The following is a 16,009-nucleotide window of genomic DNA, read 5'->3' as shown; positions in this document are numbered from 1 at the left end:
ATTTTGGGCAAAAAATAAAAAAGAGCCATCCATTCAAGATGACTCTTTTTCAAAAATGTATTAAAAAACAAAAAGACCGTTTCGCATTTTTGCGAAACAGCCAAAATTTCATATATCAACATCACATGCTACTTGTTCTGTATATCGGCATCCGTTTTGAAATCCTTCGCATCCCCAGAACGCAGTTTTCCCTTTGCGAAGAACCAAATTCTTTCCGCATACCGGACATTTTCGTCCTACTGCATGTTCAGAACAATATGCAAAAAAAGAATCTGCAATTTTTTGCATCTCTACTGACTTCAATGGTTTCATCGAACAAGAATTATACTTTTCTAAAATCAAGTTAGGCAAATTCTTTGCATAGGTGATGGAGGCGATAATATCAGCAGGAGCTTCTGTTCGTTCCAAGACACTGGATTCATTTGCCCAAACAATCAGATTCTGAAATCGTTGCATTTTATCTTTCGGCTGAAATCCCTGATAAATTCTCCTCACATATTCAACGTGTTCCAAATTCTGTGCAATCGGACTTTTCCAACGCTTATTCGTATCTAATGAAATGAATTCTCCACAGGAATCAATCTTAAAATTGGAATTCCAATTTTTTGATTCCAGCACAAAAAACAATTTATTCGTAATCACAATAAAATCGATCTGTGTTGGAATTGTTCCATAAGAAAAATGCAAATCTTTGATAATCAACATATGCAGAGGTGTACGAAGCAATGCCTTCAGTGTCAATTCCTCTCCCTGTAAGCCACGTTCTACGATATATTTCTGTTTCTGAATTTCTTTTCTTTTTTCCTCTGATAGAAATCGACAATAAAGCTTTCCATATCGTTCCAATCCATCCAGCTGCAACGCAGCCGAAAATGGTTCGGAAGAGTTAAGTAAAACAGGATTTTCTGGAATTATTACCTTTTCACGATGAAATAGCCCCATTTTGATGTTTCCTTTACAAAAAATTCTATCTATTTTTAAAATACCTCTTGACAAATCAGCCAAGTCATGGTACAATTACATACAAAAAGAGCACCCCCACAGGGCATAGCTGTGCGGCAAACACAACCACGCCCTTACGCCAGACAGAAGCGTTAACCCGTATTCTGTACTGACTTGTAGGAATGCTGTTCAAGTATCCGTTTTGGAAGTGGCTGACCGTCACTCTAAAATGCGATGTTTTGAATAGATTTTTGCGAGCCTGTCCAGAGTACCATTCTGGCAGGCTTGCTCTTTTTTAAGCAAACCCAAAAACTGAACATCCTTTTTCAACAGCCCCAAGCTGTTGACGGTACTTTCTGTGCTTTCGTTCAAACCGTTATCATCAAACGAAATGGTTTGGACTCAGCCACCGCAAAGTAGTGAGGGATGCTGCCGTTTCGGTAGTATGTGAAGTGCTCTATTCTGCACTTTACATCAGTTTTTTATATATACAGCCTTTCGACTGAAATATGCATTTTGTAAAAGCCCTGCATTCCTGCAAGGCTCTTACAATTTCATTTTGGTTGCGGGAGCCAGATTTGAACTGACGACCTTCGGGTTATGAGCCCGACGAGCTACCGAGCTGCTCCATCCCGCGATATCATTCAACATGTAACTCATGCCGACTCATATAGTATACCACAAACGGAGGATCATGTCAACAGAAAAAATAATATTCTTTATTTTTAAAGATAACAGTATATATTTCTTTTATTACAAAAGATGAAGTTAGATTTATCCAATAAATGTAGGACCGTTTAGGAACAAAAAAGAAAGGTGAAGATGTAAAGAGCACACCCTATATTTTTATTTTTTGCCAATCAAAACTTCTCGTGAAAAGAAACACCAAACAAAATATCTATAAATATGCCGTATAATTTCCGCCTTTCCGGTTAAACTAAAACGGCGCAGCCAGCAATATGATTTTTTGTAAAATAGTTGACAGAGCAGAGGTTTTCTGGTAAGATGAAACTATAAGGAAATTCAAACTACGTTCCTAAGCACGAGGTGTTTCATCATGCGTCAAAAAGAATCTACCCAATCAATCAGCTATCGTATCGCATTGGGCGGCATTATCGCATCGCTTTGTCTGGTCTGCATGTTTCTGACCGGTATATTCCCTATGTTCTATCTGATCCTGCCCATGGCGGCAAGCGCACTCATTTATATTATGGCACTGGAAACCAACACATATTGGGGACTGCTCACCTATATTTCAGTGGGATTGCTCTCCCTTTTTATTACTCCGAACAAAGACGCAGCTCTTGTCTTTTTATTTTTCTTCGGCTATTATCCCCTGCTGCGCCCAAAAATCGAACACACAAAATGGAAACCATTTGCGTTTCTTCTGCGTTTGGTTTTGTTCAATGGAGCTGTCCTCGCCTTTTTCTGGATATCCGTCTATGTGCTCGGCATGAAAGAACTTCTGGAATCCCTGGGTGACTATGGAAAATACGGCGGATGGATTCTCCTAGGCATGGCAAATGTTATGTTCTGGTGTTATGATTTTAGCATGGGCTGCTTCCCGCTGCTCTATCGAAGATATCTTAAACCAAGAATCTCCCCCAAACACTGAGATATGTTTATATAGTCAAACAGATCTCAGCCTTTTTCCCTGAAAGGAGCCATTATGGAACGTATTGCTTTTTTTGACACCAAGCCCTACGACCGCATCTGGTTCAACCGTCTGAACCAGAATTATGAGTTTAAATTTTATGAACACAAGCTGACTCCAGATACTGTTTCTTTGGCACAAGGCTGCCGCGCTGTCATTCCTTTTGTCAATGACACCTTAAATGATACAGTCATTGACGGGCTTTGCCGTGCTGGTGTGGAAATCATCGCCATGCGCTGTTCCGGCTATAATAATGTAGACCGGAAAGCAGCCGCCGGACGCATTCCCATTGTGCGCGTGCCAGGCTATTCTCCTTATGCCGTAGCAGAATTCACCATGGGTCTGCTGCTGACCCTAAACCGAAAGATCCACAAGGCATATTTCCGCACAAGGGATTTCAACTTTTCCCTGAACGGTCTGGTGGGATCTGACCTCCACAACCAAACTGTCGGTGTTATCGGAACAGGTAAGATCGGGCAGATCTTCATCCAGATCTGCCAGGGCTTCGGCATGAATGTGCTAGCGTATGATCCATATCCGCTGAAAGATGCCGACTTCCCCTATGTGCCTTTGGAAAAACTACTGCAGCAGTGTGATATCATCTCCCTCCACTGTCCTCTGACGGAGCAGTCCAGACACTTGATCAACCGGGACACCATTGCACAAATGAAAGACGGCGTATTCCTGCTGAACACATCCCGTGGTATGCTGGTAGAAAGCGAAGCGCTTCTGGATGCCCTGAAAAACGGTAAGATCGCCGGTGCTGGGCTGGATGTCTACGAAGAGGAAACAGAATTTTTCTTTGAGGATCGTTCTGACACCGTAAAGCGTGACACGATCCTGTCTCTGCTGGTATCCATGCCCAACGTTGTCCTGACTTCCCACCAGGCATTTCTGACTACCGAAGCTCTGCACAACATTGCAAAAATTACACTGGAAAATCTGGATGCTTTCTTTAAAGACGACACATTACAGAACCAGATCCAATAATGGCGATATCTTCAAATCTCCCATTTTACGATTTCAGGCGATCTTACTGATCGCCTTTACATTTATAGAAAGAAGGAATCCATATGTTACCCGAACCCGTCAAGAACCGTATTCACACCAACCAGGACGCCATGCTGCAAACCCTGTCAGAGTTGATTGCCATCCCAAGCGTTGCGATACCGCAGCCACAGGACAGCAATTTCCCTTATGGCAAGCCCTGTGCCGATGCGCTGCAATATATGCTGCGAGAACTCCATCAGTTGGGTATGATCTGTAAAAATTATGACTACCACATGGGTGCAGCCGATTGGAATCCATCCCTGCCGCCCCACCTGGGGATTCTCTGTCACCTGGATGTGGTTCCGGCTGTGGCATCCAACTGGAGTTCTAACCCATTCACAGCAGAAGTTCGAGAGAATTGCATCTATGGCAGAGGTGCCATTGATGACAAAGGTCCAGCTGTTGCCGTACTGTATGCCCTGCGTGCCATCCGGGAAGCTGGCATTCCTCTGCGGAAAAACGTCCGCTTTCTGTTAGGCTGCAACGAGGAAAATGGTTCCACCGACCTGGAATATTATCTCCAGAAAGACACCATGCCGCCCCAGGTGTTCACGCCGGACGGCAGTTATCCCCTGATCCATCTGGAAAAAGGAATGCTCCGTTTGACATTTTCCAAGACAACGTTCGACCGGATCCATCAATTTGAAGCCGGAACTGCACCCAACGCTGTTCCGGCAAATGCATCCGCTGTGCTATCAGATGGACAAAAGCAAACATACAGCGGCACTGCTGCCCACGCCTCCACACCAGAAACAGGTGACAACGCCATTACCGGACTGTTGGCACAATTGACCCAGCAGGGCAATTTTCCGGACTGCGCCGCCTTGTCCAAACTGTTTCCTCACAACTGCACCGACGGCAGTGGTCTAGGCATTGCTTGTTCTGACGAAGAATCCGGCACACTGACCTGCGTATGCAGTATGCTCCAGATCCAGCATGGCCAGATACATGGCTGTATAGACATCCGTTATCCCATATCCGTCACAAAAGAAACAGTATTGCAGCAGGTGCAAAATGTCTTCGCAGCATACGGATTCCAATGCGAAGCACAGATCCAAAGTGACCCTCATCATACACCTAAAGATACACCTCTGGTACAGGATCTACTGGCAGTCTACGAAGAACAGACCGGGCAGCCCGGCACATGCATCGCCATCGGCGGTGGCACTTATGTTCACGACATCCCCGGCGGTGTGGCATTCGGCATGGAATATCCCGAATGGGATTACCATATGCACGGTGACAACGAATTTCTGCCCATTGACCAGCTTGTACAGAACACAGAAATGATGGCAGCAGCAATTTTGCGAATCTGTCAATAAACCCCTTTATCTCCGCCTTTTTTCGTATATTACCCCAAAAAATACAATTATTTATACCAGGAACTTGACAAAACAGCAAAATTAGTGTACTATATAGCTAGTAAGCTAAAGAAAGGACGTATACATATGACACAAAAACAATCTGCACTGTCTCTGCGAGATCCGCTGATGGTGCGCAATGCACGACTGGAAAGCCGCGGGCATAAACTGTGGCTGGAGATCCTGATCTTTCTGCTGGTTTTTCTGGTAGTCATGATCGCTGAAAATATCATCACCATAGTGCCTACCATAATAGGCATGGTACAGACGCCGGCATACCAAGAGTTTCTGGAATCTGTACAAAATGGTACATTTACCATGGAATCATACATGAATTCTATTATGGAGATCACAAAACAACTGCCCAGCTGGGTCACAACGGCAAGCCTGTTTGCCACTGCCGGCTGTATCATAGTCACTCTGATCTACTGTACAAAAATAGAAAAACGGAAGCTTTCCACCCTGGGTCTGACCCGAAAAAAAGGCATCTCGGAATACTGCATCGGGCTAGGCGTGGGACTGCTGATGTTTGTACTCGTGGTCGGGCTGAATCTGCTGTTCGGTGGTGTCAAGCTGGAAGGCATTGTATTCCAACCCAAAATGCTTCCTATTTTGATTTTCTCTTTCCTGGGATACTTGATTCAGGGAGCATCGGAAGAAATTCTATGCCGTGGTTACTTCTGTGTTTCCGTTTCCCGGTGGATGCCGCTCTGGGTCGGCATGGTAGTAAACTCCATCGCCTTTGCCTTTCTGCATCTGGCAAATCCGGGCTTGTCTCCCCTGGCGCTGCTGAATTTATTCCTTTTCGGTATCTTTATGACCGTATACATGATACGCCGGGGCAATCTCTGGGGTGCATGCGCCATTCATTCCATCTGGAATTTCGCCCAGGGGAATATTTTCGGGCTCCAGGTCAGCGGCATGACATCTGAAAATGCCATTCTCCGCACCATGCAAAAAGATAATATGACACTCTGGAATGGCGGCGAATTCGGACCCGAAGGTGGTCTTTGTGTGACATTCGTGTTGATCGCAGCGATCCTCATTGTCTGGCTCTTCTGCAAAAACCGGGATCTGGGACAGACGGCAGATCCAATCTTACAAAATGTACCGCAAACAATAACAGAACACAATTGATTTCCCTTATAAGATAGACGCAGTCGGTTAACGATTGCGTCTATTTGCATAATTACATAAATCCTGAAATATTACGCTGCTGCATCTTTAGGCGATACAGCAGACTGGGACACAATATTCCGATAGCATCCTTTAAAATACATTACATCCAAATTTCCACAAATTACGATAAGTTTTCCACCATCTTATTTGTGTAGTCCTACAAATCTCAGAAAAATCGGTTTTTCCCTTGACAAAGCAAAGTAAAAGTTGTATACTATCTAATGGGTTAGGTTTTCCTAACCCATTTTTCTCTAGAATAAGTTAGCTTTTTCTAACCTATTCTATTCCAGCATATTGCGAGGAGGATGGTTATGATGCCACTGACATTTGCAAATCCGGGGGAAGAAAACCTGATCAGAAAGATCGGCGGAAACCCGGAAACCAAAAAATTTCTGGAAAATCTGGGATTTGTCGTAGGCGGAAGAATCACCGTGGTAAATGCCATGGGCGGAAATGTCATCGTCAATGTCAAGGAATCCCGTGTGGCGATTTCAAAGGAAATGGCAAACAAAATTATGGTATAAGTACCTGTGCCGTTTCGGCAGCAGGTTTTGGAAAGGAGATTATTATGGCAACACTGCGAGAAGCAAAAGTCGGTCAGACCGTCCATGTCAAAAAGCTCACCGGCGAGGGCGCTGTGAAGCGCAGAATCATGGACATGGGCATCACCAAAGGGGTGGAGATCTTTATCCGTAAAGTAGCGCCCCTGGGCGATCCTGTTGAAGTCACTGTTCGCGGCTATGAACTGTCTCTGCGCAAGGCAGATGCTGAAATGATCGAAATCGAATAAACGAATGGTGCGCACAATTGCCGCTTCAAAAAAGCTGTGCGCCTATTTTTCAGCCAATCAGTTAGCTTTATCTAATTAAAACCATGAAAGGATGAATGCAATGGGTATCAAGATCGCATTAGCCGGCAATCCCAACGCCGGAAAAACCACGTTGTTCAATGCCCTGACCGGTTCCAACCAATTTGTAGGCAACTGGCCGGGTGTTACGGTGGAGAAAAAAGAGGGTAAACTGAAAGGACAAAAAGAGGTCATTATCACCGACCTGCCGGGTATTTATTCCCTTTCCCCATACACATTGGAGGAAGTCGTTGCCCGGAATTACCTGATACAGGAACGTCCGGATGCCATACTCAACATTGTTGACGGAACGAATTTGGAACGAAATCTGTATTTGACCACACAGTTGGTGGAGCTTGGAATTCCAGTCGTTGTTGCCATCAATATGATGGACGTTGTCCGGAAAAATGGCGACCAGATCCGCAAAGATCAGCTGGCAAAGGAACTGGGCTGTCAGGTCGTAGAAATCTCTGCATTGAAAGGCACTGGCGTGGAAGAAGCCGCTGCAGCAGCTGTCAGCGCCGCACAGAGCAAGACGCCCATGATTCCCCAGCACAAATTCGGTGGATGCGTAGAGCACGCTCTGGCGCACATTGAGGAAGCGTTTCTGCACGATGTACCGGAAGAGCAGCAGAGATGGTACGCCATCAAAATCTTTGAACGAGACGAAAAAGTTCTGGAGCAGCTGCGGATTCCCGAACAGACAAAATCACATATTGAAAGGGATATTGCCGCAGCAGAACAGGAAATGGATGACGATGCGGAGAGCATCATCACCAACGAGCGGTATCTGTACATTGCATCAATCATCAAGGATTGTCTGAAAAAGAAACAAACAGGCATGACGACTTCGGATAAGATCGACCGGATCGTTACCAACCGCTGGCTGGCACTGCCGATCTTTGCCGTTGTCATGTTTATCGTATACTATGTTTCTGTCACAACTGTGGGGACATGGGTCACTGACTTTATGAACGACACCCTCTTCGGCGGCTGGATCACCGATGGTGCAAACTATCTGTTGGAAAGCATTCACTGTGTCGGCTGGCTGCAAAGCCTGATCGTAGACGGCATCATCGGCGGTGTCGGTGCTGTCCTGGGATTCGTACCCCAGATGCTGGTATTGTTCCTCTTTCTGGCGTTCCTGGAATCCTGCGGCTATATGGCAAGAATCGCCTTTGTTGTGGATCGTATTTTCCGGAAGTTCGGTCTCTCCGGCAAATCCTTTATCCCCATGCTCATTGGTACAGGCTGCGGCGTACCGGGTATCATGGCAAGCCGTACCATCGAAAATGAGCGTGACCGCCGCATGACCATTATGACCACCACTTTCATTCCCTGCGGCGCAAAGGTGCCCATCATCGGATTAATCGCCGGCGCATTGTTTGGCAATGCCGGCTGGGTGGCAACATCCGCTTATTTCATCGGCGTCGCAGCAATTATCGTGTCTGGCATCATGCTGAAGAAAACCAAAATATTCTCCGGCGATCCGGCTCCCTTTGTCATGGAACTTCCGGCATATCATATGCCCACTGTAGGCAGCGTGCTTCGTTCCATGTGGGAGCGTGGCTGGTCATTCATCAAAAAAGCCGGCACCATTATTCTGCTCTCCACTATCGTACTCTGGTTCCTCATGGGCTTCGGTATGGAGAACGGCAGCTTCGGCATGGTTGAGGACATCGACAACTCCATCCTGGCAGTAATCGGCAGTGCAATTGCATGGATCTTTGCACCTCTGGGCTGGGGAGACTGGAAGGCAGCTGTTGCCGCAGTCACCGGACTCATTGCAAAGGAAAACGTCGTTGCCACTTATGGTTCTCTCTATCACTTTGCCGGAGAAGTTTCTGAAAATGGCGATGAGATCTGGGGGCAGTTTGCAGCCAGCTTCTCTGCACTGGCAGGCTACTCCTTCCTGGTGTTCAATCTGCTCTGCGCACCGTGCTTCGCAGCAATGGGTGCTATCAAGCGGGAAATGAACAATGCAAAATGGACTGCCTTCGCCATTGGCTATCAGTGCGTATTTGCCTATGCCGTTTCCCTGTGCATTTACCAGATCGGTTCCATTTTCACCGGAAATGTCAACGTTATCGGATTGATCGTAGCAATTGCTATCATTGTATTTATGATCTATATGCTGGTAAGACCCTACAAGGAAAGCAATAAGCTCGGCGCAAAAGTAAAGGTATAAACACATCATTTCCAAAGGAGGCAGTTTATGAGCAGTATCGGTACATGGATCGTGATCCTCATTCTGGCGGCAGTCATAGCCCTTGTGGTATGGAAGCTGGTAAAGGATAAACGAAACGGCAAGTCCTCCTGCGGATGCAACTGTGGCTGCTGTCCCAATTCCCAGCTTTGCCACAGCAAAACAGAAACAAAATCAAAATAAACCAAAAGCAAAACCGCATCGGGAACCTGTTCAGTCAAGCATCCGATGCGGTTTTATTCTATCTATCTCTTTCTGTTCAGGAAAAAGTAAAACGCTCATCTGAGGGAGCAGATGAGCGTTTTAGTAAGGGGATTTTTATGAAAAAAATTTTTAAGAAAGGATACTTATATTATACTCCGCAACCCCCTGTCTGTCAATAGAATCTAAGAACATTTACAAATATTCCATAAAATAAATACAAACTCATGCAACATTTCCAAGATCCCCGGTTTTTCAATTATTTCTCCTCAGATTTTTCCGCATTTTCCAAGACATGTACATCCACCTGCGGATATGGAATGGCGATCCCCTTGCGGTCGAACGCCTTTTTGACGTCCTCCAGCAGACGATAATGCAGTGCCCAGTAGTTCTCGCTTTTCGTCCAGACCTGCAAGCGCAGGGTCACTGCACTTTCGTCATGGCTGCTGACAAAAACCTCCGGTGCAGGGTCATGCAATGTCTCAGGCGCCGCCTGAACTGTATCCATAAGAACTGTACGTGCCATATCAATATCATTTTCATAGCTGATGCCGAAAAATAGATCCACCCGGCGCAATTCCTTATCTGTATAATTGATGATCTTGCTGCCGGAAACCACACCATTGGGAATGAAAACCGTCTTATTGTCCGGCGTTACAATTCGTGTATACAAAATTGTAATCGCCTCAATCTTACCGATCACACCGTCCACTTCCACAGTATCGCCCTCTTTCATGGGCTTGGAGAACAAGATAATGAATCCGCCGGCAAGGTTCGAAAGGCTGTCCTTTAACGCCAGACCCACTGCTACACCAGCAGATGCGATCACAGCAACAATAGAATCCATAGGCACATCCAGAATGGAAAGGACGATCACAACAAGCAATACATAGAGGATGATCTTGATGACCGACCGAACAAAGCTTGCCATAATGCCATCCATATTAGAGCGTTCAAAAGTGCGCCGAACAAAACGCATAACCTGTTTTATCAAGAAATATCCCACTGCCAAAAAAATCACCGCAAAAATCAATTCCGGCAGTTTATCCAAAAAAGGCTGGAACAAGTTTGAGAGAATGCTCGTTGTCTGTTCTACCTCATGACTAACAGTATCTACCACATTCTGTACAGGTGCAGCTTCAGTTGTTTCTGTTGCAACAGTGACCATCTCTGTTGACAGCATACTGCTCATATTTTCACCTCCTCCGCAGCGCATTTTCCCTATTATACCTTATTTCCCGAAAAAGGTCAAGGCGATGAATCGCAGATTTCTGAGGATCACCCAATATGTAAAAAGCAAAAAGCTCCCTTTCTCAGACTACCGGAATATCACGGAAAGTCCGACAAAGGGAGCATTGCGAAAATACGATATCTGATATGTACAGAAAATGCTTATTTCTGTGCCATTCCCAGCTCAATCGCCTTCAGATTGGAGGCAATCAGATGTGCACGCTTCGGCGGAATGCACTTTTCCATTGCTTTCTGTACCGTCTCCATAGAGAACAGACTTGTCTCTGCCAGCATTCTGCCCAGCAGAACCATATTTGCCGCACCATTCAGCCCGGCATCTGATGCCATATCTGTTGCCGGCAGAGAGATTGCCTTCACATCACTGCGGGTGCATTTCTCGTCCACGATGGAATTGTCCAACAATACCAAACCGCCCGGCTTTACCGCATCAATAAACTTCTTATAAGAAGGACCGTTCATAGCGATCAGATAATCCGGATTTGCCACAACGGGAGAACCGATCGGCTCATCAGAGATGCAGACAGAGCAATTTGCGGTGCCTCCACGCATTTCCGGACCATAGGACGGCAGCCATGAGATCTCACGATTGTCGATCAGTGCACAATATGCCAGAACCTTTCCGGCAAACAGAATGCCCTGTCCGCCGAAACCAGCTAAAATAATTTCCGTTGTCATGCCTGTGCTGCCTCCTCTGCTGTAACATCCTTATACACACCCAGCGGATAGTATGGGATCATCTTGTCCTTGACAAATTCCATGGATTCCGCCGGAGAAAGTCCCCAGTTGGTGGGGCAAGTGGAAAGCACTTCAATAATGGACAAACCACGCTTTGCCTTTTCGTTTTCGAAAGCCTTGCGGATTGCCTTCTTGGCTTCCCGGATATGGGGAACAGTATCAATTGCCACACGCTGTGCCAAAGCAGTACCGCTGAGGGTCGCCATCATTTCGCAGATGCGGATGGGGAAACCAGCAGTATCCGTATTCCGTCCGAAAGGTGTCGTCTGAGTTACCTGCCCTGGCAGTGTTGTCGGTGCCATCTGACCGCCTGTCATGCCATAGGTGGTGTTGTTGATGAAGATAATCACCAGATTCTCCCCACGAGTACCCACATGAACCGTCTCTGCTGTACCGATGGCAGCAAGATCGCCGTCACCCTGATAGGTGAATACCATCTTATCCGGGTTCACACGCTTTGCACCTGTTGCCACAGCCGGTGCTCTGCCGTGAGGTGCCTCAATGACATCACAGCCAAAATAATTATAGGACATAACAGAACATCCTACCGGAACAACGCCGATAGTCTCGCCCTCAATGCCCATTTCATCAATCACCTCGCAGACCAAGCGGTGCACGATACCATGACCGCAGCCCGGGCAAAAATGGGTCGGCACATCCAGAAGGGACTTGGGATGATCAAATACAACTGCCATTATTCTGCACCTCCTGCCAATTTTTCAATTTCTGCCAGCACTTCTGCCGGGGTCGGGATCACGCCGCCGGTTCTGCCGAAGAAAGCCACCGGCAGACGGCACTGAGTTGCCAGACGAACGTCATCGATCATCTGACCCATGGACATTTCCACATCCAGGATCTGGGACGCATGCTTTGTTGCCTCACACAATTCCTTCTTCGGGAACGGCCACAAGGTCTTGGGACGGAACAGACCTGCCTTGATGCCATTGCGCCGTGCGCTGGTAACTGCGGACTTTGCCACACGGGCAGATGCACCATAAGCGGTTACTACGATCTCAGCGTCCTCACAACAGTACAGCTCTGCGTCTGTTTCGGTTTCTTCAATGATCGCATAGCGCTTGAAGCGTTCCTGCACCTTTGCCTCCAGCAGCGGTGCGTCCAGATACAGAGAGTTGATGATGTGATGCTCATGCGCACCCTTATGACCACAAGCTGCCCAATCAGACTTATCCGGCAGCTCTGTACGGGGTTCAGGGAATGTCACCGGTTCCATCATCTGTCCCAGCAGACCGTCTGCCAGAATCATTGCCGGCATACGGTACTGATCTGCCTTGTCAAATGCCAATGTTACAGTATCCACCATTTCCTGCACAGAACACGGTGCATACACAAGAATATGAAAATCGCCGTGACCCATAGCGTGGGTTGCCTGATAATAGTCCGACTGCGCCGGCTGGATAGAACCCAGACCCGGACCGCCGCGCTGTACGTTAATGATCAGACCCGGCAGGTCAGAGCCTGCCATGTAAGAAATGCCCTCTGCCTTCAGGGAAACACCCGGCGAAGAGGAGGATGTCATTGCACGCACGCCGGTAGACGCTGCGCCAAGAACCATATTGATGGCAGCGATCTCCGACTCTGCCTGTAAAAAGACACCGCCGGATTTTTCCATACGTTTTGCCATATATGCAGACAGTTCTGTCTGCGGTGTGATCGGATAGCCAAAGAAGCACTTACAGCCGGCACGAATCGCCGCCTCTGCCAATGCCTCATTGCCTTTCATGAGACTTCTTTCCATTGGGGTTAACCTTCTTTCTACTTTTGAATGGTGATTGCGCAGTCCGGGCACATCATAGCACACATTGCACAGCTGATGCAAGCATCCTGATCGGTGCAGACCGCAGTGAAATAGCCTTTTTCGTTGCGTTTTTCCTTTTGCAGTGCAACGATTTTCTTGGGACATGCCGTCACGCAAAGTCCGCATCCCTTACAGCGTTCAAACTGTACCTGCATTTTCTCCATCTGACTCACCCCTTTCTACGTGCAGTAAGCTACTGTTCATTTTTATAGAATTGATATTTCTGATCTCTGATATCTCACTGTTCCCAAACCGGCTTCACATACACCTGTACCGGAAATGGATCCGGAACATTTATTCTCAGATCTTCCCGATAAGTGGTGTATACCAAAGGCAGCTGTGCCTGCTTTGCGATTTCTTCTGCATAGGGCAGTGCATTCAGAATGGTCTGCGCAGTGGTTTCTCTACCCAGATTGGAATTATTCACAATACCCGTGTGGCGCATCCGGGAGACCGCTTCGATCTCACGCATCAGCGTCAGCGTCTCACCCGGTTCTTCCGTGAGATAGCGATAGCGGTTGATCACATACCACATATCCAGCTGATCCGGCACATAGGCAGAAAAGCCCTCTGCATACCGTCCCAGCCCGATGGCACCAGCGTCATCGCCGCCTACATCTACAATAAGATATCCCGGTTCGTATGCCATACGTTCCATATCAAAGGAGATCGCCGGGATGTCCAGGCTGGTATTGGCATACATGGACGCCGCAAGCGTAATGCCGTGAGATTCAAACAGCCCGGCAAAATCCGCCGTGCGGAAATAGGGATTGACAATATCAAAATCCACCACTGTGACCTTTTCTCCGGCATCTGCCAGGCGAAGTGCCAGATTTACTGCCAGATTGGTTTTGCCGGATCCGTAATGTCCGGTGATGATGGTTATTTTTTTCATAGGGGCTCCTTTCTGCGTCTGTCCGCACACGACCTTTATTATACCACAACTATCGACAGAATGCAACTGTTTGACACAATTTATTCCCCAATCAAAACGTGAAAAAGGCTGTTCCATATGCCAGACCGCCGCCAAACCCAGACAGCATCACTGTTTCACCCCGCTGTATACCGCCGCTGCGCACACATTCGTCCAGGGCAATGGGAATAGATGCCGCAGAAGTGTTCCCACAGTGTTCGATATTCATAAAAAATTTCTCCATAGGTTCTTTCAGCTGTTTCGCCGCAGTCTGAATAATACGTGCATTTGCCTGATGACAAATATATTTGTCCGGCAGCCCACCAGCCTGCTCCGCTGTCCGCAAAATACTGCCTGTCAATGCCTGTACAGCAAAGGTATACACTGCCCTGCCTTCCATCGACACCTTCTGCTGCTTCGGTTCTGCATCTGCATGGGAAAAGGGATTCGGCAGCGTGTAATTTCTGGGGCAGTACAACACCTGATCATCCCCTTTTGCACCGCCGTCGAAATAATACGCCGTATTCTCATCCAGTTCCAATACGGCAGCTCCGGCACCGTCTCCGAAGAGGACGCAGGTATTCCGGTCTGAAAAGTCCGTGATCCGGCTCAGAAGCTCACTGCCTGTTACCAGCGCATACTTTTTCTCCGGTACAGCACACAGCAGCGCACGTGCCGTATGCAGGGCATAGAGAAACCCGGTACAGGCAGCGCTCATATCAAAGGCAAAGACATGCTCCGACAATCCACATTCTCTCTGTAACAGACAAGCAAGAGAGGGTACCATAGTCTCTCCCGTCATCGTCGCACAGATCACCACGCCAATCTCCTTTGGGTCAATGCCGGCCATAGCCATAGCACGTTCTGCGGCAGTCTTTGTCAAAGCCAGATTCGTCTCTCCATCTGCAATATGCCGCTGTTCGATCCCGGTTCTCGTCCGGATCCACTCGTCACTGGTTTCCACAATACCTTCCATATCTGCATTGGTGACCACTTGAGACGGCACACAGCTTCCTGTTCCCAACAAACGAATTCCAATTTCCTGTTTCATACATCAAGTTCCTCCACATTCTATCCAAACCAGCTGTCTCACTGAGAGAAGTCAGTTTCGAAAATATTCCAGTGCCAAAGCACTGCCTGATGCAATTAGTATACCTGCTTTTCCCAGTAGAATCCACCCATTCCCATGAGAATCGGGTCTACAAATCTCAAAAAAGAACGACTTTGGAGGAGAACAAGCACAAAAAATGGAGCAGAAACGCATTCTGCCCCAATATATCCTATCCTTTTGGAAACAACGATAATCGAAGTATCCGGTGCTCTGCCGCACATTTCCATAAATAACAAAATGTCAGCAAAATCTGGAGCACGCCTGCGACCAGATAGACAACGCCAATGCCCGATATAGGAAATGTCACATGAAGTGACACTGCTGTAAACCAGATGATCCCTGTAATACAGATAAAACGCCACACATACGGCCACCAGAGAACTGCAAGTACCAGCCATACAACAAAACAGGCAGGAGCGGCATAGCAAAGCACACGAGAATTCCACACTTCTGCAATCTCCGGCGCCAGGAATTGGAAAAAGCAGATGGTCAGAAACGCCGCCAGCCATACGCCGCCTATGGACAGCAGAGTAATAAAATAGTGCTTCCACGTAAATCTACTAGCAGTAGAATCGACGGTTTTCGGCTCTATTTCGTTTTTTTCTATCTGCGAATAGATCAATTCATTCACACTCACACCAAAGATCTCAGAAAGCCGGATCAGCGTCATCGCATCCGGGATTCCCTCTCCCGTTTCCCTTAATTAAAGATATTGTTGGGTAAAAAAGAAAGGTCAGTCGATT

The 16,009-nt window shown here is 47.1% G+C and carries 17 protein-coding genes and 1 tRNA gene; 8 read left to right on the top strand and 10 right to left on the bottom strand.

The genetic code is table 11. The features are described 5' to 3' along the window. Positions 1-108: 108 nt before the first annotated feature. A complete protein-coding gene (locus tag QZ375_RS08635) occupies positions 109-942 on the bottom strand; it encodes an NERD domain-containing protein (RefSeq protein WP_295217956.1) in 834 nt (277 codons plus the stop codon). A 560-nt stretch (positions 943-1,502) separates the two neighbouring features. Then, positions 1,503-1,579 (bottom strand) — tRNA-Met (locus QZ375_RS08630). Between the two features lie 420 nt (positions 1,580-1,999). Here QZ375_RS08630 and QZ375_RS08625 point away from each other — a divergent pair. The 8 genes from QZ375_RS08625 (at position 2,000) to QZ375_RS08590 (ending at position 9,422) form a co-directional block, all read left to right on the top strand. After that, positions 2,000-2,557: a hypothetical protein gene (locus QZ375_RS08625; protein WP_295217954.1), complete on the top strand. Its 558-nt coding sequence runs from the start codon at positions 2,000-2,002 to the stop codon at positions 2,555-2,557. 54 nt (positions 2,558-2,611) lie between these two features. Then, positions 2,612-3,586, top strand: coding sequence for a 2-hydroxyacid dehydrogenase (locus QZ375_RS08620; RefSeq protein ID WP_295217952.1), 975 nt, complete (start codon positions 2,612-2,614; stop codon positions 3,584-3,586). Between the two features lie 83 nt (positions 3,587-3,669). Next, complete coding sequence (locus QZ375_RS08615; protein WP_295217950.1) at positions 3,670-4,968, top strand: M20/M25/M40 family metallo-hydrolase; 1,299 nt, start codon at positions 3,670-3,672, stop codon at positions 4,966-4,968. Between the two features lie 126 nt (positions 4,969-5,094). Continuing rightward, complete coding sequence (locus tag QZ375_RS08610) at positions 5,095-6,144, top strand: CPBP family intramembrane glutamic endopeptidase (protein ID WP_295217948.1); 1,050 nt, start codon at positions 5,095-5,097, stop codon at positions 6,142-6,144. Between the two features lie 353 nt (positions 6,145-6,497). Continuing rightward, complete coding sequence (locus QZ375_RS08605) at positions 6,498-6,710, top strand: FeoA family protein (protein ID WP_295217946.1); 213 nt, start codon at positions 6,498-6,500, stop codon at positions 6,708-6,710. 44 nt (positions 6,711-6,754) lie between these two features. Further along, positions 6,755-6,976, top strand: coding sequence for a ferrous iron transport protein A (locus tag QZ375_RS08600; RefSeq protein ID WP_295217944.1), 222 nt, complete (start codon positions 6,755-6,757; stop codon positions 6,974-6,976). Between the two features lie 100 nt (positions 6,977-7,076). Continuing rightward, a complete protein-coding gene (gene feoB, locus QZ375_RS08595) occupies positions 7,077-9,221 on the top strand; it encodes a ferrous iron transport protein B (RefSeq protein ID WP_295217942.1) in 2,145 nt (714 codons plus the stop codon). Between the two features lie 27 nt (positions 9,222-9,248). Further along, on the top strand, positions 9,249-9,422 hold the full coding sequence (locus QZ375_RS08590) for a FeoB-associated Cys-rich membrane protein (protein ID WP_295217941.1): 174 nt from the start codon (positions 9,249-9,251) through the stop codon (positions 9,420-9,422). A 277-nt stretch (positions 9,423-9,699) separates the two neighbouring features. On the opposite strand, the gene QZ375_RS08585 is transcribed toward QZ375_RS08590, so the two are convergent. From QZ375_RS08585 to QZ375_RS08550, 8 genes are all read right to left on the bottom strand, one after another. Further along, on the bottom strand, positions 9,700-10,632 hold the full coding sequence (locus QZ375_RS08585) for a mechanosensitive ion channel family protein (protein WP_295217940.1): 933 nt from the start codon (positions 10,630-10,632) through the stop codon (positions 9,700-9,702). A 200-nt stretch (positions 10,633-10,832) separates the two neighbouring features. Beyond that, the gene (locus QZ375_RS08580; protein ID WP_295217939.1) at positions 10,833-11,366 is read right to left on the bottom strand and encodes a 2-oxoacid:acceptor oxidoreductase family protein; all 534 of its coding nucleotides are present in this window, start codon (positions 11,364-11,366) and stop codon (positions 10,833-10,835) included. Continuing rightward, on the bottom strand, positions 11,363-12,121 hold the full coding sequence (locus tag QZ375_RS08575) for a thiamine pyrophosphate-dependent enzyme (RefSeq protein ID WP_295217937.1): 759 nt from the start codon (positions 12,119-12,121) through the stop codon (positions 11,363-11,365). The genes QZ375_RS08580 and QZ375_RS08575 overlap by 4 nt, the downstream gene beginning before the upstream one ends. Further along, complete coding sequence (locus tag QZ375_RS08570; protein ID WP_295217935.1) at positions 12,121-13,182, bottom strand: 3-methyl-2-oxobutanoate dehydrogenase subunit VorB; 1,062 nt, start codon at positions 13,180-13,182, stop codon at positions 12,121-12,123. Before QZ375_RS08570 ends, QZ375_RS08575 begins: the two co-directional genes overlap by 1 nt. A gap of 17 nt (positions 13,183-13,199) precedes the next feature. After that, positions 13,200-13,406, bottom strand: coding sequence for a 4Fe-4S dicluster domain-containing protein (locus tag QZ375_RS08565; RefSeq protein ID WP_295217933.1), 207 nt, complete (start codon positions 13,404-13,406; stop codon positions 13,200-13,202). A gap of 74 nt (positions 13,407-13,480) precedes the next feature. Continuing rightward, positions 13,481-14,137 (bottom strand): P-loop NTPase, encoded by a 657-nt coding sequence (locus QZ375_RS08560; RefSeq protein WP_295217931.1) that lies wholly within the window; start codon positions 14,135-14,137, stop codon positions 13,481-13,483. Between the two features lie 91 nt (positions 14,138-14,228). Continuing rightward, positions 14,229-15,206, bottom strand: coding sequence for a beta-ketoacyl-ACP synthase III (locus tag QZ375_RS08555; RefSeq protein ID WP_295217928.1), 978 nt, complete (start codon positions 15,204-15,206; stop codon positions 14,229-14,231). A 229-nt stretch (positions 15,207-15,435) separates the two neighbouring features. Beyond that, entirely contained in the window at positions 15,436-15,936 is a 501-nt protein-coding gene (locus QZ375_RS08550) for a hypothetical protein (protein WP_295217926.1), read from the bottom strand. Positions 15,937-16,009: the final 73 nt, after the last annotated feature.

It is taken from the genome of Ruminococcus sp., from assembly GCF_019417665.1.
Classification (GTDB): domain Bacteria; phylum Bacillota; class Clostridia; order Oscillospirales; family Ruminococcaceae; genus Ruminococcus_C.
This window is presented reverse-complemented; position numbering and strand designations above follow the sequence as displayed.

What these genes read in the sequence shown, in the direction of transcription:
- QZ375_RS08600 (WP_295217944.1), top strand. Translation starts at nt 6,755, where the DNA reads ATGGCAACACTGCGAGAAGCAAAAGTCGGTCAGACCGTCCATGTCAAA.
- QZ375_RS08635 (WP_295217956.1), bottom strand. Translation starts at nt 942, where the DNA reads ATGGGGCTATTTCATCGTGAAAAGGTAATAATTCCAGAAAATCCTGTT.
- QZ375_RS08590 (WP_295217941.1), top strand. Translation starts at nt 9,249, where the DNA reads ATGAGCAGTATCGGTACATGGATCGTGATCCTCATTCTGGCGGCAGTC.
- QZ375_RS08565 (WP_295217933.1), bottom strand. Translation starts at nt 13,406, where the DNA reads ATGGAGAAAATGCAGGTACAGTTTGAACGCTGTAAGGGATGCGGACTT.
- QZ375_RS08550 (WP_295217926.1), bottom strand. Translation starts at nt 15,936, where the DNA reads ATGACGCTGATCCGGCTTTCTGAGATCTTTGGTGTGAGTGTGAATGAA.
- QZ375_RS08625 (WP_295217954.1), top strand. Translation starts at nt 2,000, where the DNA reads ATGCGTCAAAAAGAATCTACCCAATCAATCAGCTATCGTATCGCATTG.
- feoB (WP_295217942.1), top strand. Translation starts at nt 7,077, where the DNA reads ATGGGTATCAAGATCGCATTAGCCGGCAATCCCAACGCCGGAAAAACC.
- QZ375_RS08615 (WP_295217950.1), top strand. Translation starts at nt 3,670, where the DNA reads ATGTTACCCGAACCCGTCAAGAACCGTATTCACACCAACCAGGACGCC.
- QZ375_RS08620 (WP_295217952.1), top strand. Translation starts at nt 2,612, where the DNA reads ATGGAACGTATTGCTTTTTTTGACACCAAGCCCTACGACCGCATCTGG.
- QZ375_RS08605 (WP_295217946.1), top strand. Translation starts at nt 6,498, where the DNA reads ATGATGCCACTGACATTTGCAAATCCGGGGGAAGAAAACCTGATCAGA.
- QZ375_RS08575 (WP_295217937.1), bottom strand. Translation starts at nt 12,121, where the DNA reads ATGGCAGTTGTATTTGATCATCCCAAGTCCCTTCTGGATGTGCCGACC.
- QZ375_RS08585 (WP_295217940.1), bottom strand. Translation starts at nt 10,632, where the DNA reads ATGAGCAGTATGCTGTCAACAGAGATGGTCACTGTTGCAACAGAAACA.
- QZ375_RS08610 (WP_295217948.1), top strand. Translation starts at nt 5,095, where the DNA reads ATGACACAAAAACAATCTGCACTGTCTCTGCGAGATCCGCTGATGGTG.
- QZ375_RS08560 (WP_295217931.1), bottom strand. Translation starts at nt 14,137, where the DNA reads ATGAAAAAAATAACCATCATCACCGGACATTACGGATCCGGCAAAACC.
- QZ375_RS08555 (WP_295217928.1), bottom strand. Translation starts at nt 15,206, where the DNA reads ATGAAACAGGAAATTGGAATTCGTTTGTTGGGAACAGGAAGCTGTGTG.
- QZ375_RS08570 (WP_295217935.1), bottom strand. Translation starts at nt 13,182, where the DNA reads ATGGAAAGAAGTCTCATGAAAGGCAATGAGGCATTGGCAGAGGCGGCG.
- QZ375_RS08580 (WP_295217939.1), bottom strand. Translation starts at nt 11,366, where the DNA reads ATGACAACGGAAATTATTTTAGCTGGTTTCGGCGGACAGGGCATTCTG.